The organism is Nitrosomonas sp. (assembly GCF_043753625.1).
Lineage (GTDB): Bacteria > Pseudomonadota > Gammaproteobacteria > Burkholderiales > Nitrosomonadaceae > Nitrosomonas.
Genome location: NZ_JAYUWI010000012.1, coordinates 1 through 22,703, shown reverse-complemented (window position 1 = coordinate 22,703; position 22,703 = coordinate 1). Strand labels below are relative to the sequence as shown.

Genomic DNA, 22,703 nt, shown 5'->3' with positions numbered 1-22,703 from the left:
CTCGTAGGGTGTTTTGTAATTTAAACATTTTCTGGGGCGATTGTTGAGTCGTTTTTCAATACGATTAATTTCGGCAGCAGTGATATTGTTAAAATTAGGAAACACGGAGGAAACATGGGGTCAGGTCGCGAATCAAGAGTATCTCCTATGAATCCGTGTATCTATTTTGTTTTGTGAACTCGTAGTGTGCGCATTATCTGTACTTGATTCGTGATTCTGTATTTGACCCCAACGGCTGTGTTTTTATTTAAATCGGAAATAAACATGAAGATCAATTTTACAAAAAAAGAGTTTGTTACCCTACTTGAAATGATTGATATTGCAAATTGGGTGATTTCGGCAAATAAGGTTGAAAAGGGGCCAACTGAAAAGCCTTACGAAGAGCTCGAAGGAAAGCTGTACGCGCTTTCGCCTGAATTCGGTTGTGAAGATAAGGTGAAATATTCAAAGGAGCTGGATGGTTACTACCCGACCCATTTTTTTGAAATGGAATCGCCACATCGAAAATTTATTGATGAATATAACGAAGAAACGTTCTGGGATGAGCTGATAGATCGATTTGCAAGTAGGGACGCGATCAGAGAGTTAGGAGAAAAAGAATTTTTAAATTTGGAGTCCATTGAAAGATTCAAGGTATTGGGCAAGCATGAAGAAAAGTGGGCTAAAGAATTCGAAGAATACGGTTTGGAGAACGTTTCTGTAAAAACATAACGATTCGTTCTATTCGCATTACCTAAGGAGTCGCTGAATAACTTACCTTTGTCATTCCGAGCGTAGTAAGGAATCTTTCTGAATCAAAAACATAGATTTCTCGCTATGCTCGAAATGACAGTTATTCAGAGGCTCCCTAAAGTTGGTTTTGGGGCGCAGCTAAGCAATGTCTATGAGTTCAATGTTATCTGCTTATGTTGTTATCATTGAACAACATAGATGTTGTGTGAAATAGAAGTATTCGATATTCATTCATGTATCAAATTCTGGAGTAAAGATCATGCAGAAACAAATGACGACCATAATTGAGCGTGAAGGTAATGGCTACGTGTCTTTCTGTCCGGAGCTCGACAGTGCCAGCCAAGGCGATACTGTTCAAGAAGCGCGAGAGAATCTTCGAGAAGCGTTGGAGTTATTCTTTGAAACTGCGGCTCCCACAGAAATTCAGCAGCGATTTCATGATGAGATTTACATTACTCGATTAGAGATTGCCGTTGAGTAAGTTGCGAATTTTATCGGGGCAGCAAGTTTGTGGTATTCTGGCGCGCCACGGCTTTATTGGAATTCGTCAATGTGTAGCCCATCATTATGCAGAAACAAATTGAAAATACCACAATCACTGTGCCGGTACCCAATCATTCTGAAATACGCATTGGAACACTTCAGTCCATTATTCGCCAATCAGGAATTGCCAGGAATGAATTCGAAGTTTAACAAGTGGCTAATGTCCTATTACGCTTGCAATTTCGCTGTTAAAATCGACTCAAGATGCGCATTGAAATACCGCGTCTCGCCTTTCCGCCAATTAGAATAAGCTCTTAACATCTTGATACCCAAACCATATAGCAGCACAACAAAGATCGTTCTTAATACTGTAATTTTGGTCGAATGCGTGAGCCTTGCACCGAGATTAAGTGAGAACTTACTAATCAATTGACTAAAATCCTTCTAAAGGAAAAGAATATGCCATTTAGCTATAGTAATCAGATCAGCACAATAGTGGGTTTTGCTGAACAGCAGAATCCAGAATCAATTCTTGATATTGGTATTGGAATGGGGCAGTACGGATTTTTGCTACGCACAAATCTAGAGAACGTAAATCTTTTTGAGATTGATGGTTCAAATGCACGTCAACGTAGCAAGGAGCAATGGAAGGTTAGAATCGATGGGATTGAAGGTTATGCGGGATATATTACTGCAGTTCATGAGTATGCTTACACTAATCTGTTCATCGGTGAAGCGCTAGAGTTGCTGCTTACATTGGAAGATAAAATGTACGACTTAGTACTTGCGATAGACATCCTAGAGCATTTTGATAAGGAACAAGGGGTCGTTTTTCTTAGAGAGTGTCAGCGAGTATGCAAGGACTCCGTACTGGTAAGTACACCTAAAGAATTTGTTGCGCAAGAAGTTCCTGCGAATCCCTTGGAGAATCATCGATCACATTGGGTTGAGGAAGATTTTAAGTTTTGTGGTTTTGATTATTTTTTACCTAACCCATTGAGCTTGATTGCAATTGCAAAAAATAAGGGCGAATAGTAATAGTATTACTGCAGTTTTGCTGTGTGATCCTACAACGGTGTACTTGCAGGTTGAATGTGGTCGGCACTCATTAGTACATATTCTTTTCAATTAGAATAAGCTCATTAACATCCTGATACCTAAGCTATATAGCAGCACAACAAAGATCGTTCTTAACACTGCAGTTTTGGTGGAATGCGTGAGCCTTGCACCGAAGGGGGCTGTCAGCATGCTGGCTAGCACCAGCCAGGCCAGTGCCGGCAAATAGACATAACCCAAGCTGTATTCAGGCAATGTTTCCGGTTGCAGGTAGCCATTCGCGACATAACCGGCGGTGCCCGCCAGTGCGATGGGGAAACCAATGGCGGCTGCGGTGCCGATGGCGTGTTGCAGTTTGATTTTGCACAAAGTCAGAAATGGCACGGACAATAATCCGCCGCCTATCGCAACTAGGCTGGAGAGTGCGCCGATTACGCTACCGGCGAGAAACATGCCGATTTTTCCGGGGAGCTGAAAAATAGGGCTGGGGCGAAATTGCAGTAGCATTTGGGTGGCGGCATAAAAGATGAAAATCACAAAAATAATGCTCAATAGTTGGCCAGTCATCGAGCTGGCTAAAGCGGATCCGCCGAAAGTGCCGAGAAAAATGCCAGGCGTTATGTTTTTCACAATCTGCCAATCCACCGCCCGATGCTGATGGTGCGTGCGCAGGCTGGCGGCTGAGGTGAAGATGATGGTGGCCATCGTGGTGCCTAGTGCCAGATGTATGATGCGATCGGTAGGGAAGTCCTGGGCAGTGAAGATAGCAATCAGCACCGGTACGATGATGAGTCCGCCACCAATGCCCAGTAACCCGGCAAAGAAACCCACAAACGTACCGGTCAGCAGGTAAATCAACCACCATTCCATTTAATCAGGCTCTATAAAATTGAAGGGGAAAAACAAAAAGATTAAGCCACATTACAGAATAGCCATAATGAATGGTCATTCGGACGGATCATCCGGAGTGATTGCCTGTTTGTAACACCCGTATCCTGAAGCGCTCTGGACGTACTGAACTGATCGGATGGTGAGATAAACGATAAAAAGAGCACGTTATGCGATTAGGCTCAACAAACGCCGGATTTCTTTCTCGTCAAGCTCTAACCACTGTCCGCGTTTAATCCGCGGGGGTAAGTTGATCGGACCGAAACGCACACGCATCAGGCGGCTTACCGTCAATCCAACCGCTTCAAACATGCGTCGTACCTCACGGTTTTTGCCTTCTTTTAGAATGATACGATACCAGTGATTGGCGCCTTCTCCACCTTGGTCGGCCAGATACGAAAAAGCCGCCTGTCCGTCGGCTAACATAATACCGGTGGTCAGTTGCGTTATCTGCTCGGGCGTCAGTTCTCCCAATACCCGCACGGCATATTCGCGCTCCACTTCAAAACTTGGGTGCATCAGCCGATTGGCCAACATACCGTCGGTGGTGAAAATAAGCAATCCGCTGGTATTAAAATCCAGGCGCCCGATGGCAATCCATTTGGAAGACCGGAGATGGGGCAGTTTGTCGAATACGGAAGGACGCCCCTCGGGGTCATCCCGGCTGACAATCTCGCCTTCCGGTTTATGATACAGCAGGACCTTGGGCAGACTTTCTTCCAGATTGAGACGAATTGCACGCTTGCCGATGCGCACGAGATCTTGCGCGCCGACCCGGTCGCCTACCACAGCAGCTTTACCGTTTATACTGACTGCACCGGAAGCAATTAGCACTTCCATTTCCCGCCGCGAGCCTAGTCCCTTCTGTGCCAGAAGTTTCTGTAACTTGAAAGTGGGTGTTGCCGGTGTACTGGGAGGAGCTGGTGTTTGTTCTGCTTCATCAGTTTGTACAACGGATATTTTTTTCTTTATTGGCCTGATTGGCCTGTTTACTTTCATGAATGCTTAAACCCGGGAATTGTGCTGACGAAAAAAACTATTTGATGAAACGTGAGATGAAGGATTTTAAACCATTTAGCGTTCAATCATGAATTTATCAATCGCTACATTGTAAATTATGTCACAAAAATAAATAACACCATTCTGCGGACGGTGAATACTCGCTGGGTAAGCGCGAGCAACTTCATGATTAAAAGTTAAATTTTTTATGCTTGCTAAAATGTCAGATCGCCCGCTACCAGGCTGGTGCCATCATTATGCGTCACAATGCCGAGAACCTGTATATCCGAAGCAGCAATCGTATCATCACCGCCTGATCCGGCGGTATACAATACTATCGCGGTCTGTGTGACAGAGAAATTGATGATAAACAAATGTTCTTCTCCCGTAGCAATAGCGGAAAAATCGATTTCTTCTGCCAATTCGCCCAGAACATTCGCCAATCCGGGTGTTGTAAAAGCTGATAGGGCAATCTCGATTTCTGTGTCAAACAACACGGTTGCTTCCTGATTAACGCCGCCAGCGATGGTTTGATTTCCTAAATCAGCACCGTCACTTGTCGAATAATCCAAAATACCATCGCTATCATCATCCAACGTTGTTTTTAATGTTCCGGTGATCTGGAGCAGGTCATCCGTAGCATCGCTAGCATTGGCATCAAATTGGGTTATTGCATCTGCGCCGCTACTCGCACCGGCTACGGCACCATCCGAAACGGAACTGAAAATCACTGTCTGCCGGGTATTATCGTTTGCACTGCTACCCAAAATAATCGTATCCGCACCGGCATTACCTGTGATGCTGTCATTGCCTGCGCCGCTGGTGATACTGTCATTGCCGGCGCCACCGATGAGCGTATCGTCACCTGTGGCTCCAGCAAGCGTATCGTTACCGGCGCCCCCGGTGATACTGTCATTGCCGGTGCCGCCATTGATCGTGAAGTTGCCATCCGTTTCTGCGCTGCCAATGAATGTCAGCACACCGGAATTGGCGGCATTCGTGAGTGTCAAAGTTGAACTGGATGCAACCAGAATATCTTTCGTAGTGATAGTGACCGCGGTATTCGTATTGACCAGTGTGATGGTTTCAATATTTCTGATGCTGTCGAAGTCATTTGACGCGGTAAATGCCGTATTTCCGGTTAAGGCGACTGTGTCTGTTCCCGAATTTCCGTCTACAACATCTGCGTTGGTTAAACCGGTGGCAGCAGCAAAAGTGAAGGTTTCGCTGCCTGAACCGCCGGTGATCGTATCGTTACCTAGGCCCGCTGTAATGACATTATTTCCCGCGCCACCGTCAATCATGTCATTACCGGTTCCCCCCGTGATAACGTCTGCTGCCCCGCCACCTGTAATATTGAAAGTGCCATCTGTTTCTGCACTCCCATTAAACGTTAATATGCCAGTAGTCAGTGTCGTTGCTTGCAGCGTTAAAGCAGCTCCTGCGGCAACCAGTGCATCCTTTGAGGTAATGGCGACATTTGTAGTCGTATTGGCAACCGTAATCACTTCGATATTGCTCACATTATCAAAATTGGTCGCGGCAACCGCCGTATTACCAGTTAACGTGACCGTGTCAATTCCTGTGCCGCCATTTACTGTGGTATCTGCACTGGTTAGGCCAGTGCCTGCAACGAAGGTAAATGTGTCGTCACCCCCTTCACCAATAATACTGTCACTTCCTGAGCTGCCGGTGATACTATCTGCACCATCACCACCCGTGATGCTGTCATTACCTGCACCACCTGTGATATTAAATACGCCATCCGTTTCTGCAGCACCGTTAAAAGTTAGCCCGCCAGTAGTCGCGGTGGATAACGTCAGAGTGGCACCCGCAGCAACCAAGGTATCCTGAGTGGTAATCGTGACAGCTGTGGTTGTGTTGCCTAGCGTAATGGTTTCGATGTTGCTGATATTGTCGAAATCAGTGGCTGCGGTAAAAGCGGTATTGCCAGTCAGCGCAACCGTATCCGTCCCTGCACCTGCATCCATACTATCTGAACTGGTAAGTCCAGAAACAGCAGCAAGCGTAAATGTATCATTACCGGAATCTCCGGTCAGTGTGTCATTCCCCAAGCCAGCGGTAATACTGTCGTTACCGATTCCACCGGCAATGGTGTCATTTCCCGAGCCACCGGTAATCGTATCGTTACTTGTTCCCCCGGTGATATTGAACGCACCGTTGGTTTCTGCAGCACCATTAAATGTCAATATACCTGCATTAGCCGCATTGGATAATGTCAACGTGGCTCCCGCTGCTACCAGTGCATTCACTGTAGTAATGGCAATCGTCGTATTGACCATGCTGGGTAGCGTAATGGCTTCGATGTTACTCACATTATTGAACTGAGCCGCAGTAACGGCCGTGGTGCCGGTCAATGTCACTGTATCCGTCCCGGTGCCGCCGTTGACTGTATCGGTAGTCAATCCTGTTCCTGCGACAAAGGTAAACGTATCATCACCAGCCCCGCCCGTAATGCTGTCGATGCCTGTGCCGCCCGTGATATTGAATTTACCATTTGTTTCTGCACTGCCAATAAATGTCAGTACACCCGAATTGATCGCATTCGATAGCGTCAAAGTAGCGCCTGCTGCTACCAAAGTATCTTGCGTAGTAATTGCAACAGTCGTATTCGTATTGGCGATCGTAATGACCTCGATATTACTGACATTGTTAAAGTTAGTTGCAGCAATCGCTGTGTTACTAGTCAGCGCGACCGTATCCGTCCCAGTACCCCCGTTTACTGTGTCTGCACTGGTCAAACCAGTGCCAGCAACAAAAGTAAAAGTATCGTCACCGGCACCTGTGGTGATGCTGCTGGTGCTAGTGCCCGTGGTTATATTGAATTTTCCCGTGGTATTGGCAATCGCCCCGGTTAATGTTGTTCCAGTAAATCCAGTGATCGTCACGGTATCGCCGTCTGCTACGCTTGAAATTGCTAGATTGGCTGCTCCGGCTGCGATGGCGATTCCATCGTCAACCGCATTATCTGTCACGGTAACGCCGATTGTGCCACTGGTCGGGTTTGAAACAGTCATATCCCCAACCAGATTGGTGATATTGATTGTGCCGGCCGCAGCACCACCCGAGGTGATGGTTAGGCCAATGTTATTGGTTAAAGCAGCAGCGTTGATACTCACGGTATCGGACGCCGCGCCAGCGGCCACATTCACTGATGTCGCAGCGGTTCCTGTCGTAATACTGATTCCGTTATCCGCTGCGTTGGCTGTGGTTGCTGCCAACGCCCCGCTCAGATTGGAGGCAATCATATCGCCGACCAAGCTAGTGACTATCAACGCCGAAGTGCTTGCCGCAGCCAGAGTCAATGCGGTATTTTGCGCTAATGCTGTCGCATTTACAGTCACTGTATCGCTGGCATTATTCGCAATCAGCATTCAATGCTGCTGAACCGATTGTCAGCGTACGGGCATTGGTGGTGTCATCACCCAATTCATAGGTTTCAATATTGGATAAGGCCGTCACTGCACCATCACCGCTAGTGGTGATTTTTTCACCACTCACTCCGGTACCTGCGGCTGTGATAGTGCCTGTGAAGTTCTGATTTTGTGATGCTGATAAGGTGATCGATGCCCCCGACGTCAATGTCAGCGCTTCTACATTGGTTATGCTGCCGCCACTGACATTTGCACCGGTGTTCAAGCTGAGAACATCGTCCACTGTATTATCGCCCGTGAGGGTACCCGTATAGGTTAGTGTACCCAGGTTAAAAGTGATCGCATCGGTTGTCGAACTGGCAGTCACATTCGTGCCCGCATTAGAAACGGTTATCGTGCGTGCATTTGTCGAATCATCACCCACAGTGTAATTTTCTACTTCTGTTAATGTTGTGATGGTGCCATCACTGATAATTGTGATTTTCTCACCATTCGCGCCAGTGCCTGCTGCCGTAATCGTGCCGGTAAAAAGTTGATTTTGTGAGGCTGACATGGTTACGTCATTGGTCCCAGTAACGCCTGTCGCATCAAAGGTTAAATGAGGAAAATTGATCACAATCGCCGATGTGATATTGGAACCATCTTGTACGCTCAATGTGTTAGTGCCTGAGCTTCCATCTAGGACAACCGTGGTCATTACGAGGGGAGTCCAGGTTGCTGCAGTAGAAATCGACAAGATGTCATTTGCCGAAGTGCCTGAAAATGCAGTCGCACTGGTTGCTAAATAGGATTGAACAGTGGTTGGAGTCGGAGTGCCGCCACCGCCGCCGCCACTTGATGGTGCCGGAGGTAATGGCAATGGATCCGGCAATCCGTCACCGGTTACATCACCTACCGTAGTGCCAGCTATTGTGATTGCATTGATTAAAGTGGGTCCTGATGTGCTACTGACTGCATTCTCGACATTTCCTATTGCGGCTCCGGATCGCATCATTGATTCAATGTGTTCGGATACAATCTGAACAGCGGCAATGCTGGACAGTATTTTTGATTTATCAGAAATGCTTGTAGAGGCATTAACAACTGCTTTGTTTAAATTAGCAATGGCCTGTGAAGCACTGGTTACCAAAGTGCCAATTTTGAATAACTCGGAATTGTTAGCCCCTGACAATTCAGTAGTATCTTGAATGATTTGTATGATGGTATTGTTGGCTGACAGATCAATTAAACCGGTATTGCTGATATTACTCACCAGTGATGCAGCAAGTGCTTCATAGGTTAAATCAATAGCCGCAGCTTCATTCGCTAGAACGCCTGAGCCACTTAGTAATGCCCCGGTCTGACTGATGAGAATACTCACCTTAACAGTCGCAATGTGAATGGCTAAAGCGATGTCTGTTGCAGTCTTGCTAGTGTCTGTTCGACTGGTTTCATAAATGGGGTCAAAGTGAAGCAAATCAACGCCTGGATGTAAACCCAGCGATGCCAATACCTTTGCGGTAGCATCTGCCACAGGCATGGCGTTATTTTGCGTTATCTTGTCAATGAGTGTGGTCAGCGGAGTAATGACCGTTGAACCTGGAGGGGCCGTTATACTTCCGGTGAATGCTATTCCAGTGGAAATGTCGATTCCGCCGGACACGATCAACTGACCGAAACCATTTACCCCAGGTAAAAAGAAATTACCCAATGTATCCGATGTGGTGCTGGATTCATTGCTATTGTGAATCCCATCACCATTTAGATCTGAAAATACGTTGGCACTCTTGATATAACCATCGATTATTTTTCCGCTTACACCCGATTCTAGAGCTGCTTTCGCTGAGGTAACGCTGCTGGCATCTGCAGTAACATTTTTAGTTATATGCTGTAAAACAGCCAGGCTTGTGGCGGATCCGCCTTGATCAATAGAATAGTAGGCAGCTACTTCGACTTTGTTATTAAATTGCTGGGCTGCAGCACCCCAATGCGTATTGTCTGTATCAATCGATGCCAGTGCTGTTGCTGCCCAGTGAATGACTTCTCCTCGGCTTTCGCCAGCCACCAGCATTTTCTCTATTTCTGTGGCGGACCATGCCTTATCTTCCTGGTTTACGAGAGTCCCGACTGTATTTTCTACAAACTGATGGGCAAACGTAGCATTGGAAAGCGTGTCTGAATAGAGCGACTGTTTAAAAACATCAGTCTGTGCAAGATTATTGACCAGTTCTTTAACAGAGCTGCCAGTATTTTTAATAAAAGCAACAAATTCATTTAAATAACGTGCACCCGGCGCCGCACGGAACATCGCTTCAACTGTTTGTACCACTTCCAGTTGTTTGTCATCCATGGTATTCCTCAAATTTACTTAAGTAGCATCGATGATGCCACGTATATAAATTGATTCTACCGAATGAATGGGTAAATGAATTACCCTAATAAAGTAAATAAATTATCGTATATCGTTATTTATAGGTGATAACTTACTCTAGAAAGGTAATTTGATGCCCGGCGGTAAACCCAATCCGCTGCTCAGTTCTGCCATTTTTTCCTGTGTGGTGGATTCCACACGGCGTACAGCGTCATTAAAAGCTGCAGCTACAAGATCTTCCAGCATTTCTTTGTCATCGCCTACAAGACTGTCATCAATACTGATTCTTTTGACATCATGACGGCAAGTCATGACGACCTTGACCAGGCCCGCTCCGGATTGGCCTTCCACCTCGATGGTGGCGAGCTTTTCCTGCATTTGCCGCATGTTTTCCTGCACCATTTGTGCTTGTTTCATCATGTTTCCCAGATTACCTTTCATCATTACTATCTCCTTTATTTTGAATGGGTTTAATTGAAGGAACGATTAATTTTGCATCAAATTGTTCGATCAGTTCTTGCACAATCGGATCCTTCTCAATGGCTGCAATGGCTTGTTCCTGTTTTTCTTCTGCTTCACGTTGTTGCAGTGCCACGGGCGTCAATCCTGTCAGGCTACCAACGGAAAAATTAAGCATGACAGGTTTGCCAAAATAGCTATTTAATTCTGTCCGGATTTTATCCTGATATTTCTTTTCCAACAGGTGCTTATGCACATCCGGTACATATAGCTCTATATTTTCTGCTGAAAGAACTCTGGCTTCGCTATGCTGTGCCAGCATTTTAGCCATTCCAGTCAGCTTCAATTGCTCAGTCAATTTTGGCCAATCCAGATCGGATAAATCAACACGGATACTGTCAGGGGAGGGCTGCACAATCTGCTCAGGTTCAGCTTGCTGTGTAGTATTCGTTTTACTGGATGGCTTAGTATCCATTGCCGAAACTTGCAGCGGTTGATTATTAGCTGAAAGATCATCCGGCATGAAGGTCAACATGCGCATCAGCGTCATGGTAAAACCGGCATATTCGTCCGGTGCCAGACTCAGATCACTGCGTCCGTGCAATGCAATTTGATAAAACAACTGTATGTCATCGGGCGGAAAAATATTCGCCAACGAGAAAACACGAGCGTATTCGGGTGCATCTTCGCTGATCGCTTGCGGAACCGTTTGTGCCAGTGCGAGTCGATGCAATAAAACTGCCAAATCCTGCAAGACTGAATCAAACGAAAGACACTGTGCTTCCATTTCATCCGCCAATGACAATAATTTTAGGCCATTCTTTTGTGCCAGCGCTTCCAATAGATCAAAAAGATAACCCTGGTCAATGCTGCCTAACATATCCCGGACACCGGCTTCTGCAACATGCCCCTCACCGAAAGCAATGGCCTGATCCAGCAAACTGAGCGCATCGCGCATACTGCCTTGGGCCGCACGAGCAATTAATTGCAACGATGGGGTGTCGCATTGGATTTCTTCTTGTGCCAATACCTTTCTGAGGTGTTCGATAATTTGTGTTTGCGGAATTTGCTTCAGATTAAATTGCAAACAACGAGATAAAACAGTAATCGGTATTTTTTGGGGATCCGTGGTAGCCAATACAAATTTGACATGTGCAGGCGGCTCTTCCAAAGTCTTCAACATGGCGTTGAAGGCTGATTTGGAAAGCATATGGACTTCATCAATGATGTAAATCTTGTAGCGTGCGCTGGTAGGTGCGTACAGCGTATTTTCCAATAGCTCACGCATATTATCGACTTGCGTGTTGGAAGCCGCATCCAATTCAATGAGATCAATAAAACTGCCCGCATCGATTTGCAGGCATGCGGGACATGTACCGCATGAGGTCGCGGATACACCCGATTCACAATTGAGTGATTTGGCCAGAATACGGGCAATGGTCGTCTTACCAACGCCGCGTGTACCTGTTAGCAAATAAGCATGATGTAGCCTGTTTTGTTCAAGCGCATTGGTTAGCGCCTTGACCACATGCTCTTGTCCAGTTAATTCTGAGAAATTTCTTGGGCGCCACTTACGCGCAAGGACTTGTGTTTGAGACACGGTTTTGATTGAATTGGAAATGTGAATCTGACCGATGAGACCAGTAAATAGTCCGAAAATATAGAAAAATCGATTCCAACGATATGTGTTGGGTGGCGAGCCAGACCCCCGGCACTCGCAATAAACAGCTGTGGCTGCTTCCTTCCGGACCTGACCAGATTCACCATCTTGCAATGCGGGGAGGCCCGCCATAAAACTTATCAAAGTGCCGGCAGTATATCAGCAGATGATTGATTACTTCAATTCGATTACTGAATAATGTGTGTCAGGAAAGCTGTCCGAGAAGATGGAAACCTCTGCGGATAAGCGATCCTGGCTATATTTCTAAATTATTTTATCATGCAGAATAGCTATTTGCATCGAATAATCAAAGAATATATCTCAATAATTATTTAACCAACGACGCTATCTTAAATTCACTAACGCACTGTGTATATTGGTGAAACCCTTGTTTATTCCTAAAGGAAACCATTAAATGGCGCTTACTTTGATTGGTTTGACTGGTACAATCAAGCGCATGCTCATCAAAGTATTGCTAGGCGGCACCGATGCGATCAAACGCTCAAAATCAATTGATTTCTTTAAATTTCCTTAGCACATGAACTTATGTTTTTAAATCTTGATTTATTATCAGATTGGCTTGTTGGAGCGAGCTGCTTCGCATTGTGAACCAGGCTGCCATCATCCAAACGCTGCGGGCTAGTCTGCCTAATCTGCTGGCCATCTACGTCTTCGGCAGCCGCATTCAAGGCACAGCACAAATTGATAGCGATCTCGATCTGGCGGTGCTGGTCGCGGGTTATGCCGAGCCTCTGGTATTGTGGACTCTGGCGGGTGATCTGGCCGATGTGGCAGGCTGTCCGGTTGATCTGCTCGATCTGCGTGCCGCTTCCACCGTGATGCAATATCAAGTCATCACCACCGGTCAGCGCTGGTGGGCGTTGGATGCGCAAGCGGCTTTGTTCGAGGCTGCCATCTTGAGTGAGAAAACGGAGCTGGACACCGCCCGTGCCGGGTTGCTAGCCGACATTCAAAAAAGGGGAAAGGTCTATGGCTGATGATGTGCTGATCAACAAGGCTGCCACCATCGAGCGCTGTGTGGCGCGGGCGAGGGAGGAATATGTAAAAAATCCCGCTACTTTTCCCATGGATTTTACTCGGCAAGATGCGGCCATACTGAACATTCAACGGGCTTGCGAAGCAGCGCTGGACATGGGGCAGCACGTAATTCGGCGTGAAAAGCTGGGGGTGCCGCAAAGTGCGCGTGATGTATTTGCGCTGCTGGCGCAGAGCGGTTGGATCGATGCCGAACCTGCCGATAAGCTCAAACGTATGGTGGGTTTTCGCAACATTGCCGAACAAAACTATCAGGCGCTGCAACTACCGATCTTGATTAGTATCGTCGAAACACATTTGGATGAGTTTCTGGAATACAGCCAGGCGTTGTTGTTGGGTGACGCTTCTCAGACAAAAGAGTAAGTATGAAGCACGTTGACGAAAAGGCATTCTGGTTAGCAAAAGTCATGAAGGTTATGAAATTGAATGATAAGATTGATGCACCTTCTGGAGTCGGCACATCCTATCAAACTTGAACCTAAAAATATTCTCTGCTCTAGACCCTCGCTACTGCTATGTTGTAAGCGGCTTAACAGAAATTTAGATTTCCTACCACCACTCAAACCCACCGTGCTAAGGAATAATGCTATTTGGTGGAACAAGATCCTTAAGTGGCGGATAAATCTAAAAACACGTGATATAGTTCAACGAACAAGGTTAATCTAATACTCAGATGATTAAACGACTTACTTTACGAAATTTTAAGAATGTTGGTGAACAGACTTATGACTTTACGCAATTTGATTTGTTGGTCGGACGCAATAACAGTGGTAAAAGTACGGTACTTCAAGCGTTGGCGATCTGGCAGTTTTGTGTGGATGAGTTTCGTCGTTCCAATCGCGTTGGTGACAGAGGCATTCAAGTAGTTCTACCTAACTTTACAGCACTTCCTGTACCTGAATTCAACTTGCTTTGGAAAGATAAAACAGATCGTCATTGGCCGACGGTCAATGGCAAAAAAAACAGGAATATATCCTGATCGAAATCCTTGTTCACTGGCGACGAGAAGAAGGTGAAGTTGACGAATTTGGTGTCGAGTTACGATATCATTTATCTCAAACAATCTATGCTATTCCCACTGGCGGATGGGCTAAATTCCGCGCTTACAAACAGCAGGGAGATTTGCCAAGAATTGCTTACGTACCTCCTTTTTCCGGTTTGGAGCCGCTGGAAAAAAGGTTAGACGATGCGCCGATTCGTCAACAAGCCGGCAAGGGTCAGCCTGGAAGTGTGTTACGCAATCTCTTATTACAGGTATGCCCAATGCCGCCGAGAGGAAAAGATGGACGTATTGAAAAAAATTATACATCACCAAAGGACTGGAACGAATTAGCCGATGTGGTCGAGCGCTGGTTTTCGGTTAAAATTTCCTCGCCGCAATATGAGATGGGCAAGGATGTTTATATTACTGTCGAGTATCGACAGAATGGTAAGAGTTACGACATCATTGCTGGCGGCAGTGGTTTTCACCAAACATTGACATTACTTGCTTTTCTTTATGGTTATCAACCAACTACTATACTCTTAGATGAACCGGACGCGCATTTGCACGTCAATTTGCAGCGAGAAATTCTTGATTATTTCAAATTAAAATCTGTTGAAAGAAATATACAATTTTTAATCGCTACCCATGCTGAAGAATTTGCCAAAGGAGTGGATGCCAGCCAAATTATTTCTCTACTCAAACAATCCCCTACACGTATTCAATCCACACCGAGTGTATTGCGCGCTATGGCGGATGTTTCAAATGAAGAGATCATGCAACTGATGGCCTCGCCGTTTATCCTCTATGTAGAGGGCGAAAGTGACGAACGAATTCTTCGTGCTTGGGCTGCTTCATGTAATGCTTTGTCAGAAATCGACAAGGTATGTTTCAAAACCATGGGAGGCGGCGGTAAGAAAAACATGCAGGATCGCGCCAATCAACATTTTGCTGCTTTGCAGCAGATTATTCCTAATGTTAAGAGACTGATGCTATTCGATTATGACGGCAGTGATGAAGCCTTTCATCCTCCCTCAGACAATCCTGCGTTAGTAGAATGGAAGCGCAAAAATATCGAGAACTATCTGCTCGTGCCGGATGCATGGAAGCGCGCGGCGTGTCGCCCTCTAGGTGATCTTTTCGTTCAAGATGCGTTGCAAAGCATTACTATTTTTTTTGAGGGGCAGAATCTGACGCTTCCCCTCGGCAAGACTTGGCGCAATGTGGATGCGAATATTTTTGAGATAGTGGACGGCAAGCGCATTTTATTCGAAAACAATAATTCTTTATTTCACACGCTTCGGCAAGGCGATCCATCAATAGAACTGATTAGAGAAAATGTGGCGGCAGCGATGGATCGCGAAGAAATTCATGCGGATGTTCATGAATTCTTCATCAAACTAACCACCCTGATCACAGATAAAATTGAATAATTGGTGGATTTCGCCTTGTCATTATCATAGAAATCTTATGTATAATAAGGCATAACCTTATCCACCTTATCATATCGCTTACCGCGTCAACCCCGCATACAACACAGGTAGTTTCTCCGGCAACCGTTCCACATGATCCACCACCAAATAGTTACGTTCACCGAAAATGCGCGACACATATTGATCCGCGCGCGGATCGAGGCTCATGCAGTAGGTGAGAATGCCCGAGCGGCCGGCTTCTTCCACGGCTTTTTTGGTGTCGTGGCGCAGGTATTGCGGGTCGCGCACGTCAACGTCGGCGGGTTCGCCGTCGGTGATGACAAGCAGCAGTTTTTTCGCAGACTTTTGCAGTTTTAGGTAATGGGTGGCGTGGCGCATCGCGGCACCCATGCGGGTCGAGAGTTGCCCGGTCATGCCGGCGAGCCGGGCTTTGGGGATTTCGTTATAGGGTTGGTCGAAATCCTTGTAGCGGTAGTATTCCACATCGTGCCGCCCATCCGAACAGAAGCCGTGAATCGCGAAAGGGTCGCCGATTTTGTTGATGGCGTTGGCGAGCAGTACCGTCGCCTGGCGAGTCAGATACAGCACGGAATAGTCATGTCCGGCGACTTTTTTGTTGGTGGATTCGGATAAATCCAGTAGCACGAGCACTGAAATGTCGCGCACTTTGCGCACCGAGCGCATCATGATGCGCGGATCGGGTTGCATGCCCATACGGATGTCGATCATCGAACGGATCGCGGCGTTGATATCGATTTCGTCACCGTCTTCCAATTTGCGGATGCGGCGCGTGCCTTGCGGTTGCATGGCATCCAGCAAGAATTTCATGCGCGCGATTTCGCGTTTGTATTGCTGCGCGATGTCGTCGATACATTGTATGTCGCCAAGTTTCGGGCGTTTTTCTTGTACAGTTGCCCAATCCGGGCGCTCCAATTGAATCTGGTAATCCCATTCGGAATAGTGATAGGGCGCCGACACCGGTTCTTTGCCTTCTAGATCATTGTAGGAAACGCCGGTATCTTCATAAGGGAAAAATTTGGTACCCATAACCCAGATTTCCTGCGCATCATCTCCGGCGGTTTCCACCTCGACTTCGTTGGCGAATTCCATCACATTGACATATTTGCGAATTTGTTTGGGTGCTTCATAACCAGCCGACAGCGATTTATTTAAATCAAATTCCTCAAATTCCCAGAAATAACGATTGTCGTCGCGATACGGTGCGGTGAGTTGATCCGATAGCATGGCGTACGGAATGTTTTTTTCTCTAAAACTATGCGTCAGCTGAACGCCAATGTCCCATGAGATTTGATAGGTATCCAGTTTGTCCTGTGCGGCTGCAAAATGCTGACGGCCTTCGGCAATCCAACGATCGTTGTCCTGATAATCCGGGTCGAGTAAAGCGCGTGCCAAGCGATTGAGATAGTCGCCCATGGTGACAGCCCTATCCGGTGTGGCGGTATGCAAAGTTGCCCAGGTTTTACGCAATCCTGGGAAGCGGCGAATGGCAAGTGCTTCGACGCGCGCATCTTCGATCACGGAGATGACCGCCATTTGCATCGGACTCAATCCTTCCGCAGAAATCGGTTGTTTGGTTTCCACCAGATGCGCAGCGGCATGAGCGGCGGCGGCACGATAAACCTCGGTGGCGGATACACCCGCATGGCTGTCATAGGCATCAGGCAGGTAAATGAAGTAATTTTCGATATAGGGTTTGTAACCTTCACGCGTTTCAAAGTCACCGGAGGTGGGTTTCATGAAAAAATCACGTGCCCACAGTGCGCGCAGATACATATTGATACGGCGCTGCACATCCACAAACAGGGTGCCTTTGCGTTCCTTTTGCAGTACCGCGAGTGATTCCTTGGATTCCAATCCAAAATATTTGATTTGCTCTTCATAATTCGTGCGATGCGCATGCGCGCCCCACATCGCCCAACGGCGCAAACCGCCCAGAGTCAGTTGACCAAACAGAATATCCAATTTGTTGAGCATCGGACGCATGCCACGCGGTGCTTGTGCAATCAAAGTATTCAGGAATTGCAGATAATTCTGGAATAGTTGCGCATCACCGAGGCGTTTGGCCGCTGTGGGAGAGGTGGCTAATACCAGCTCAATCACTGCGCCGGAAGTTCTGGAGGCGAGTGAAAGTGCAGAAGTTGCCAGATCGCTGATAATGTCTTCACCAATTTCTTTGGCTACCAATGGGACTTCATCGATCCAACAATCTACCAGACTGCGTCCGCGCCTTAATCCACGAATTGCCGAAGCGCCTTTCAAGTAGTTATCCAATCCGCGCGATGAAAAGATTTTGACAGCTTCAGGCCATGCATGCTTGAGTAATTCAACCGATTCTGGCTCTAAATCTTCCAGTAATTCTTTGTAGTCATCCAGATTAATACTCATGGGAGCACCTGTTTATTTTTACAAAACAATCGATAGGTTTCTGAATTATAAGGACGCTTAATTAAAAAAAGTGCTAACTGCAGCATCCAATGCATCGCGCATATCGGGATCATCGGTAATGGGGCGCACCAGCGCAACACGGCAAGCGGCATGAGCATCCACTTTTTTGGCGATGAGACTGCCTGCGTAAATCAGCATACGCGTTGAGATTCCTTCATCCAATCCATGACCTTTGAGGTTGCGTGCACGTTCCGCAATCGATACCAGTTTTTCAGCAATTTCAGTGGACACCCCCGTTTCATGCGACACAATTTCACTTTCAACGTCATGATTGGGGTAATTAAAATCCAGTGCGCCAAAGCGCTGTTTGGTGGATTGCTTGAGGTCTTTCATCAAGCTTTGATAGCCTGGGTTGTAGGAAATGACAATCTGGAAGTCGGCGTGCGCATGAACGAGTTCGCCTTTTTTTTCCAATGGCAAGACACGGCGATTGTCGGTTAATGGATGGATCACGACAGTGGTATCCTGACGCGCTTCAACGACTTCGTCCAGATAGCAGATGGCGCCATAGCGTGCCGCAACAGCCAACGGCCCATCTTGCCAGCGCGTGCCGTTGGCATCGAGCAGGAAGCGGCCCACCAAATCGGATGCGGTCATATCTTCGTTACAAGCTACGGTAATCAGCGGTTTTTTTAATTTCCATGCCATGTATTCAACAAAACGAGTTTTACCACAGCCGGTAGGACCTTTCAGCATCATCGGCATGCGCACCGAATAGGCGGCTTCATATAATTCCACCTCATCAGCTACGGGATGGTAATAGGGCTCGGTGGTTACACGGTATTGATCAATGATTTCGCTCATGATGAACTCCTGTTATAGCTGTCTGAAAAGTACTTTATTTTGGTCAAAAAAAACCCCCGATCCTTTGCAGGGAAGGGGGTTCCAGGGTACGAAACCCGTCGTGTCTTAAACAGTCTTGCCGCGGTATATCACCATGGCTGTGCCTTGCGATTGGTTGAAATTGTTGTAGCCAATTAAGCGGACATGATTATCCGGGTTGGCTTTATGACATGCAGCAGCTTCTGCCAGCACGCGGTCTACATCAGTTTCACCAAACATGGGTAGTTTCCACATATACCAGTAGGAATCCATTACATACTCTGGTTCTGTATGCTCGATGGCTGGATTCCAGCCTTTACTAATTAAATACTGTACTTGCTTCTTGATATCTTTGTCAGACATTGCAGGCAGGTAGGAAAATGTCTCAAACTTACGGCTTGCTGGATCACTAACACGTGATTTGTAGTCTATTACTTCGCTCATTCTTTATTCCTCATTTTTAGAGAGATGAAGAAGAAAAGCTATGTTAACTATCGGCTCTTCTTCTTTAGTTATGTGTTGCTTACTTGTGGGCTACGTCGAGCTTATCAACCGTATCAAACTCGAACTTAATTTCTTTCCATGTTTCCATGGCGATTTTCAGTTCGGGACTGCTCTTAGCAGCTTTGGTTAGAATCGCTTTGCCTTCCTTCTCGATTTCAACACCTTGGTTACGTGCTTCGACGCAGGCTTCCAATGCTGCGCGGTTAGCAGCGGCACCAGCAGCATTGCCCCATGGGTGGCCTAAGGTACCGCCACCAAATTGCAAGCAGGCATCATCACCGAAAATAGCAACCAGTGCTGGCATATGCCAAACGTGAATACCGCCCGAAGCAACTGGGAATACACCTGGCATCGAACCCCAGTCTTGATCGAAGAACAGGCCGCGGCTGCGGTCTTCTTTGATGAATTTGTCACGCATGGTATCGATCCAGCCGAGGGTTGCTGCACGGTCACCTTCTAGTTTGCCTACCACGGTACCGGAATGCAGGTGATCACCCCCTGATAAACGGAGTACCTTGGTTAAAACGCGGAAATGAATACCATGGTGCGGGTTGCGATCAAGCACGGCGTGCATGGCGCGATGGATGTGCAACAGCATTCCGTTGTTGCGGCACCAGTTAGCCAGTCCCGTATTGGCTGTTAAACCACCCGTCAAATAATCATGCATGATGATCGGTGCGCCCAATTCTTTAGCAAACTCTGCACGTTTATACATTTCTTCTGGAGTTGGCGCGGTGACGTTCAAGTAGTGACCTTTACGTTCTCCGGTTTCACGCTGAGCTTTTTGGCAAGCTTCCACCACGAATTCGAAACGATCGCGCCAACGCATAAAAGGCTGGCTGTTAACGTTTTCGTCGTCTTTGGTCAGATCCAGACCACCGCGCAGACATTCGTACACAGCGCGACCATAATTTTTGGCGGACAGACCCAGCTTAGGCTTAATAGTACAACCTAACAGCGCGCGGCCATATTTGTTCAAACGATCACGTTCCACTTGAATACCTGCTGGCGGTCCGCCGCAGGTTTTGACGTAAGCAATTGGGAAACGAACATCTTCCAGACGCAGTGCGCGAAGCGCTTTAAAACCAAATACGTTACCGACCAACGAGGTCAACACGTTAACCACGGAGCCTTCTTCAAAAAGATCGATCGGGTAAGCTACGAATGCGTAGAAACAGGTGTCATCACCAGGCACGTCTTCAATCTTATAAGCACGTCCTTTGTAGTAGTCCAAGTCGGTTAAAAGATCAGTCCACACTGTGGTCCAAGTACCTGTAGAAGATTCTGCAGCCACTGCAGCAGCAACTTCTTCACGAGGTACACCGGCTTGTGGCGTAATTTTGAAACATGCCAGAAGATCGGTATCCAGCGGCGTATAATCAGGGGTCCAGTAGGTGTGTCTATATTCTTTTACACCAGCGTTATATATTTTTGCTGCCATAGTTTCTTCTCCAGTTAAATTCCACTCGACTCCAGTCAACAGCTTAGACAGAAAAGAGAGGATGTTACGTTACAAACATGACTACTTGAATCTATGGAGTGAACTATAGCGTTAATTACCTATAAGAACAAATCAATAATTCTAATATTTATGATAAGGTTATGCTTATATTAAACTTACTGAGTTGATGTATGCTACATCTTACTTTACGGCAATTAAAAGTATTCGAGTCGGTTGCCAGACACTTGAGCTATTCCCGCGCAGCGGATGAACTTCATTTGACCCAACCGGCTGTTTCCATGCAGATTAAGCAACTAGAAGGCAACATTAGTTTGCCGCTATTTGAGCAGCTGGGTAAACGCATCTATCTGACTGATGCGGGACGTGAGTTATATCAATATAGCCGTTCAATTTCCCAGCAATTAGCTGATATGGAGGTTGCGCTGGATGAATTGAAAGGCATGGAGCGGGGCAAGCTGAATATTTCAGTGGTGACGACTGCCAATTACTTTGCACCACATTTATTGGCAAAGTTTTGCCAGCGTTATAAGGGTGTGACAGTCAGTTTAAATGTCTCTAACCGTGAAACCGTATTGAAACACCTCTCTGACAATTTAATAGACCTCGCAATCATGGGGCAGCCGCCTGATGATCTCGATATAGATAGTGAATCCTTTATTGAGAATCCATTGGTCGTGATAGCGCCGCCGGATCATCCTTTGTGCAAAGAACAGCTTATACCGGTTAAGCGATTAGCCAAGGAAATTTTTCTGGTACGTGAATCAGGTTCTGGAACGCGCGGCGCCATGGAGCGTTTTTTTGCAGCACATGAAGTAAAAATCAATAAAGGGATGGAAGCAGACACAACCGAAGCGATCAAACAGGCGGTTCAGGCGGGTATGGGGCTAGGTATTATGTCGCAGCATACGGCAGAGTTGGAACTTGAAACGAATCGTTTGAAGATCCTGGATGTGCAGGGTTTTCCTATTATTCGTTATTGGCATGTGGTGAACAGGAAGAATAAGCGCCTATCCGGTGTCGCCAATGCTTTCAGAGAATTTTTGTTAAAAGAAGCTGCAGAATTGATGGCCAAATCAAAGAAATAGGAATTTCTCTGATTTAAGTCAAGGTTCTATTTAATGAAATGCGTAAGAGTTTGCCTACATATTGACGAGTCTGATTTGAAGTAATTCATATACACTTTCTCAATCCGAATTTATTCAATAACAGGGCACTTCTATAAATTCCCCAATTTTCTCAAGCGCAGGAAGTTCACTACGCCTAAACTAGGCACAGACATTCGGACGACATTCATGCCATGCAAAACAGCCTGTTTGACCTTCAAAACCGCTACGCCAGGCTCTCTGAAGCAGGCGACCCGCTGGAGCGGCTCAGCGCCGTCATTGACTGGGAGATGTTTCGCCCCATTCTCTCCCGTATCGACTCCACAGAGCGCAAAAGCGCAGCCGGACGCAAGCCCATCTGCCGTGTTCTCATGTTTAAGATGCTCATTCTGCAACGCCTGAACAACCTGTCAGACGAGCGCCTGCAATACCAGGCCTGACTGTTCGCAGTAACAGCAGTAAATCTAGCGGGTTAAAGTCCCGTCCGAGGAGTTGTCCGTACGCCTCGGTAGCATGAGGAAGCGGCGTCGTGGTAAGGCGGGGTCGTAAGTTTTCACACAGCAAAAGAGCAGGCCGTAACGCAAGTGAACCTACACGTAGCCTCGTAAACGAGCTGGAGGAGCCGACCCTGTGGTCAGAAAGGGAAGGCCGTTGGATGGGTGGTGAAATAACGGAAGTGTCACCCATCGACTTCCGGGGTAGCAGGGTCGGCATGTTCTAGAAGATTTATTGCCCAGTGCTGGAGGTCCGATACGGCGGTGGGGAGGCCACCGGCTGCAGCGTATAAGGAAACGAAAGCGCGGCAGGCCGTAGCGGGAATCGGAGGGGTTCATAGTACCGTTTGAGATCAAGG

21 protein-coding genes and 1 other RNA gene are annotated in these 22,703 nt (G+C 46.8%); 11 read left to right on the top strand and 11 right to left on the bottom strand.

The genetic code is table 11. The features are described from left to right. Window positions 1–264: 264 nt before the first annotated feature. From ACH10T_RS01095 to ACH10T_RS01080, 4 genes are all read left to right on the top strand, one after another. Window positions 265–711, top strand: a complete 447-nt coding sequence (locus ACH10T_RS01095) for a hypothetical protein (protein WP_394807497.1) — start codon at window positions 265–267, stop codon at window positions 709–711. Between the two features lie 292 nt (window positions 712–1,003). Further along, window positions 1,004–1,213 (top strand): type II toxin-antitoxin system HicB family antitoxin, encoded by a 210-nt coding sequence (locus ACH10T_RS01090; RefSeq protein ID WP_394807496.1) that lies wholly within the window; start codon window positions 1,004–1,006, stop codon window positions 1,211–1,213. Window positions 1,214–1,299: 86 nt separating this feature from the next. Next, a complete protein-coding gene (locus ACH10T_RS01085) occupies window positions 1,300–1,425 on the top strand; it encodes a type II toxin-antitoxin system HicA family toxin (protein ID WP_394807495.1) in 126 nt (41 codons plus the stop codon). Window positions 1,426–1,674: 249 nt separating this feature from the next. Next, window positions 1,675–2,250: a class I SAM-dependent methyltransferase gene (locus tag ACH10T_RS01080; RefSeq protein ID WP_394807494.1), complete on the top strand. Its 576-nt coding sequence runs from the start codon at window positions 1,675–1,677 to the stop codon at window positions 2,248–2,250. A gap of 93 nt (window positions 2,251–2,343) precedes the next feature. On the opposite strand, the gene ACH10T_RS01075 is transcribed toward ACH10T_RS01080, so the two are convergent. The 7 genes from ACH10T_RS01075 to ffs all read right to left on the bottom strand — a co-directional run bounded on the left by ACH10T_RS01075 (window position 2,344) and on the right by ffs (window position 12,152). Continuing rightward, on the bottom strand, window positions 2,344–3,141 hold the full coding sequence (locus tag ACH10T_RS01075) for a sulfite exporter TauE/SafE family protein (RefSeq protein ID WP_394807493.1): 798 nt from the start codon (window positions 3,139–3,141) through the stop codon (window positions 2,344–2,346). Between the two features lie 186 nt (window positions 3,142–3,327). Beyond that, complete coding sequence (gene rluB / locus ACH10T_RS01070) at window positions 3,328–4,158, bottom strand: 23S rRNA pseudouridine(2605) synthase RluB (RefSeq protein ID WP_394807492.1); 831 nt, start codon at window positions 4,156–4,158, stop codon at window positions 3,328–3,330. Between the two features lie 215 nt (window positions 4,159–4,373). Further along, window positions 4,374–7,553 carry a beta strand repeat-containing protein gene (locus ACH10T_RS01065; protein WP_394807491.1) on the bottom strand — a complete coding sequence of 1,060 codons (3,180 nt, stop codon included), beginning with the start codon at window positions 7,551–7,553 and terminating at the stop codon, window positions 4,374–4,376. After that, window positions 7,537–9,882 carry a beta strand repeat-containing protein gene (locus ACH10T_RS01060; RefSeq protein WP_394807490.1) on the bottom strand — a complete coding sequence of 782 codons (2,346 nt, stop codon included), beginning with the start codon at window positions 9,880–9,882 and terminating at the stop codon, window positions 7,537–7,539. The genes ACH10T_RS01065 and ACH10T_RS01060 overlap by 17 nt, the downstream gene beginning before the upstream one ends. Window positions 9,883–10,020: 138 nt before the next feature. Beyond that, window positions 10,021–10,344 carry a YbaB/EbfC family nucleoid-associated protein gene (locus ACH10T_RS01055; RefSeq protein ID WP_394807499.1) on the bottom strand — a complete coding sequence of 108 codons (324 nt, stop codon included), beginning with the start codon at window positions 10,342–10,344 and terminating at the stop codon, window positions 10,021–10,023. Then, the gene (gene dnaX, locus ACH10T_RS01050) at window positions 10,334–11,962 is read right to left on the bottom strand and encodes a DNA polymerase III subunit gamma/tau (protein WP_394807489.1); all 1,629 of its coding nucleotides are present in this window, start codon (window positions 11,960–11,962) and stop codon (window positions 10,334–10,336) included. The genes ACH10T_RS01055 and dnaX overlap by 11 nt, the downstream gene beginning before the upstream one ends. 91 nt (window positions 11,963–12,053) lie before the next feature. Then, an RNA gene (gene ffs / locus ACH10T_RS01045) (signal recognition particle sRNA small type) lies at window positions 12,054–12,152 on the bottom strand. A gap of 475 nt (window positions 12,153–12,627) precedes the next feature. Between ffs and ACH10T_RS01040 the strand changes: the two genes are divergently transcribed. From ACH10T_RS01040 to ACH10T_RS01025, 4 genes are all read left to right on the top strand, one after another. Then, window positions 12,628–13,020 carry a nucleotidyltransferase domain-containing protein gene (locus ACH10T_RS01040; protein ID WP_394807488.1) on the top strand — a complete coding sequence of 131 codons (393 nt, stop codon included), beginning with the start codon at window positions 12,628–12,630 and terminating at the stop codon, window positions 13,018–13,020. Further along, on the top strand, window positions 13,013–13,441 hold the full coding sequence (locus tag ACH10T_RS01035) for a DUF86 domain-containing protein (RefSeq protein WP_394807487.1): 429 nt from the start codon (window positions 13,013–13,015) through the stop codon (window positions 13,439–13,441). Before ACH10T_RS01040 ends, ACH10T_RS01035 begins: the two co-directional genes overlap by 8 nt. A 310-nt stretch (window positions 13,442–13,751) precedes the next feature. Further along, window positions 13,752–14,057: an AAA family ATPase gene (locus ACH10T_RS01030; protein WP_394807486.1), complete on the top strand. Its 306-nt coding sequence runs from the start codon at window positions 13,752–13,754 to the stop codon at window positions 14,055–14,057. Further along, window positions 14,015–15,493 (top strand): AAA family ATPase, encoded by a 1,479-nt coding sequence (locus ACH10T_RS01025; protein WP_394807485.1) that lies wholly within the window; start codon window positions 14,015–14,017, stop codon window positions 15,491–15,493. Before ACH10T_RS01030 ends, ACH10T_RS01025 begins: the two co-directional genes overlap by 43 nt. Window positions 15,494–15,571: 78 nt before the next feature. On the opposite strand, the gene ACH10T_RS01020 is transcribed toward ACH10T_RS01025, so the two are convergent. From ACH10T_RS01020 to ACH10T_RS01005, 4 genes are all read right to left on the bottom strand, one after another. Further along, the gene (locus tag ACH10T_RS01020) at window positions 15,572–17,899 is read right to left on the bottom strand and encodes a nitric oxide reductase activation protein NorD (RefSeq protein ID WP_394807484.1); all 2,328 of its coding nucleotides are present in this window, start codon (window positions 17,897–17,899) and stop codon (window positions 15,572–15,574) included. A 57-nt stretch (window positions 17,900–17,956) separates the two neighbouring features. Next, window positions 17,957–18,763: a CbbQ/NirQ/NorQ/GpvN family protein gene (locus ACH10T_RS01015; RefSeq protein WP_013965371.1), complete on the bottom strand. Its 807-nt coding sequence runs from the start codon at window positions 18,761–18,763 to the stop codon at window positions 17,957–17,959. A 105-nt stretch (window positions 18,764–18,868) separates the two neighbouring features. Further along, entirely contained in the window at window positions 18,869–19,225 is a 357-nt protein-coding gene (locus tag ACH10T_RS01010; RefSeq protein WP_394807483.1) for a ribulose bisphosphate carboxylase small subunit, read from the bottom strand. A 79-nt stretch (window positions 19,226–19,304) separates the two neighbouring features. Further along, complete coding sequence (locus ACH10T_RS01005; protein WP_394807498.1) at window positions 19,305–20,726, bottom strand: form I ribulose bisphosphate carboxylase large subunit; 1,422 nt, start codon at window positions 20,724–20,726, stop codon at window positions 19,305–19,307. A 191-nt stretch (window positions 20,727–20,917) separates the two neighbouring features. Between ACH10T_RS01005 and ACH10T_RS01000 the strand changes: the two genes are divergently transcribed. The 3 genes from ACH10T_RS01000 (at window position 20,918) to ACH10T_RS00990 (ending at window position 22,571) form a co-directional block, all read left to right on the top strand. Continuing rightward, window positions 20,918–21,832: a LysR family transcriptional regulator gene (locus ACH10T_RS01000; protein WP_394807482.1), complete on the top strand. Its 915-nt coding sequence runs from the start codon at window positions 20,918–20,920 to the stop codon at window positions 21,830–21,832. A gap of 212 nt (window positions 21,833–22,044) precedes the next feature. Beyond that, entirely contained in the window at window positions 22,045–22,290 is a 246-nt protein-coding gene (locus tag ACH10T_RS00995) for a transposase (RefSeq protein ID WP_394807481.1), read from the top strand. Between the two features lie 89 nt (window positions 22,291–22,379). Further along, the gene (locus ACH10T_RS00990) at window positions 22,380–22,571 is read left to right on the top strand and encodes a hypothetical protein (RefSeq protein WP_394807480.1); all 192 of its coding nucleotides are present in this window, start codon (window positions 22,380–22,382) and stop codon (window positions 22,569–22,571) included. Window positions 22,572–22,703: the final 132 nt, after the last annotated feature.

What these genes read in the sequence shown, in the direction of transcription:
- ACH10T_RS01055 (WP_394807499.1), bottom strand. Translation starts at nt 10,344, where the DNA reads ATGAAAGGTAATCTGGGAAACATGATGAAACAAGCACAAATGGTGCAG.
- ACH10T_RS01095 (WP_394807497.1), top strand. Translation starts at nt 265, where the DNA reads ATGAAGATCAATTTTACAAAAAAAGAGTTTGTTACCCTACTTGAAATG.
- ACH10T_RS01035 (WP_394807487.1), top strand. Translation starts at nt 13,013, where the DNA reads ATGGCTGATGATGTGCTGATCAACAAGGCTGCCACCATCGAGCGCTGT.
- ACH10T_RS01090 (WP_394807496.1), top strand. Translation starts at nt 1,004, where the DNA reads ATGACGACCATAATTGAGCGTGAAGGTAATGGCTACGTGTCTTTCTGT.
- ACH10T_RS01085 (WP_394807495.1), top strand. Translation starts at nt 1,300, where the DNA reads ATGCAGAAACAAATTGAAAATACCACAATCACTGTGCCGGTACCCAAT.
- ACH10T_RS01000 (WP_394807482.1), top strand. Translation starts at nt 20,918, where the DNA reads ATGCTACATCTTACTTTACGGCAATTAAAAGTATTCGAGTCGGTTGCC.
- ACH10T_RS01010 (WP_394807483.1), bottom strand. Translation starts at nt 19,225, where the DNA reads ATGAGCGAAGTAATAGACTACAAATCACGTGTTAGTGATCCAGCAAGC.
- ACH10T_RS01065 (WP_394807491.1), bottom strand. Translation starts at nt 7,553, where the DNA reads ATGCTGATTGCGAATAATGCCAGCGATACAGTGACTGTAAATGCGACA.
- ACH10T_RS01015 (WP_013965371.1), bottom strand. Translation starts at nt 18,763, where the DNA reads ATGAGCGAAATCATTGATCAATACCGTGTAACCACCGAGCCCTATTAC.
- ACH10T_RS01060 (WP_394807490.1), bottom strand. Translation starts at nt 9,882, where the DNA reads ATGGATGACAAACAACTGGAAGTGGTACAAACAGTTGAAGCGATGTTC.
- ACH10T_RS01020 (WP_394807484.1), bottom strand. Translation starts at nt 17,899, where the DNA reads ATGAGTATTAATCTGGATGACTACAAAGAATTACTGGAAGATTTAGAG.
- rluB (WP_394807492.1), bottom strand. Translation starts at nt 4,158, where the DNA reads ATGAAAGTAAACAGGCCAATCAGGCCAATAAAGAAAAAAATATCCGTT.
- ACH10T_RS01080 (WP_394807494.1), top strand. Translation starts at nt 1,675, where the DNA reads ATGCCATTTAGCTATAGTAATCAGATCAGCACAATAGTGGGTTTTGCT.
- ACH10T_RS01075 (WP_394807493.1), bottom strand. Translation starts at nt 3,141, where the DNA reads ATGGAATGGTGGTTGATTTACCTGCTGACCGGTACGTTTGTGGGTTTC.
- ACH10T_RS01030 (WP_394807486.1), top strand. Translation starts at nt 13,752, where the DNA reads ATGATTAAACGACTTACTTTACGAAATTTTAAGAATGTTGGTGAACAG.
- ACH10T_RS01005 (WP_394807498.1), bottom strand. Translation starts at nt 20,726, where the DNA reads ATGGCAGCAAAAATATATAACGCTGGTGTAAAAGAATATAGACACACC.
- ACH10T_RS00995 (WP_394807481.1), top strand. Translation starts at nt 22,045, where the DNA reads ATGCAAAACAGCCTGTTTGACCTTCAAAACCGCTACGCCAGGCTCTCT.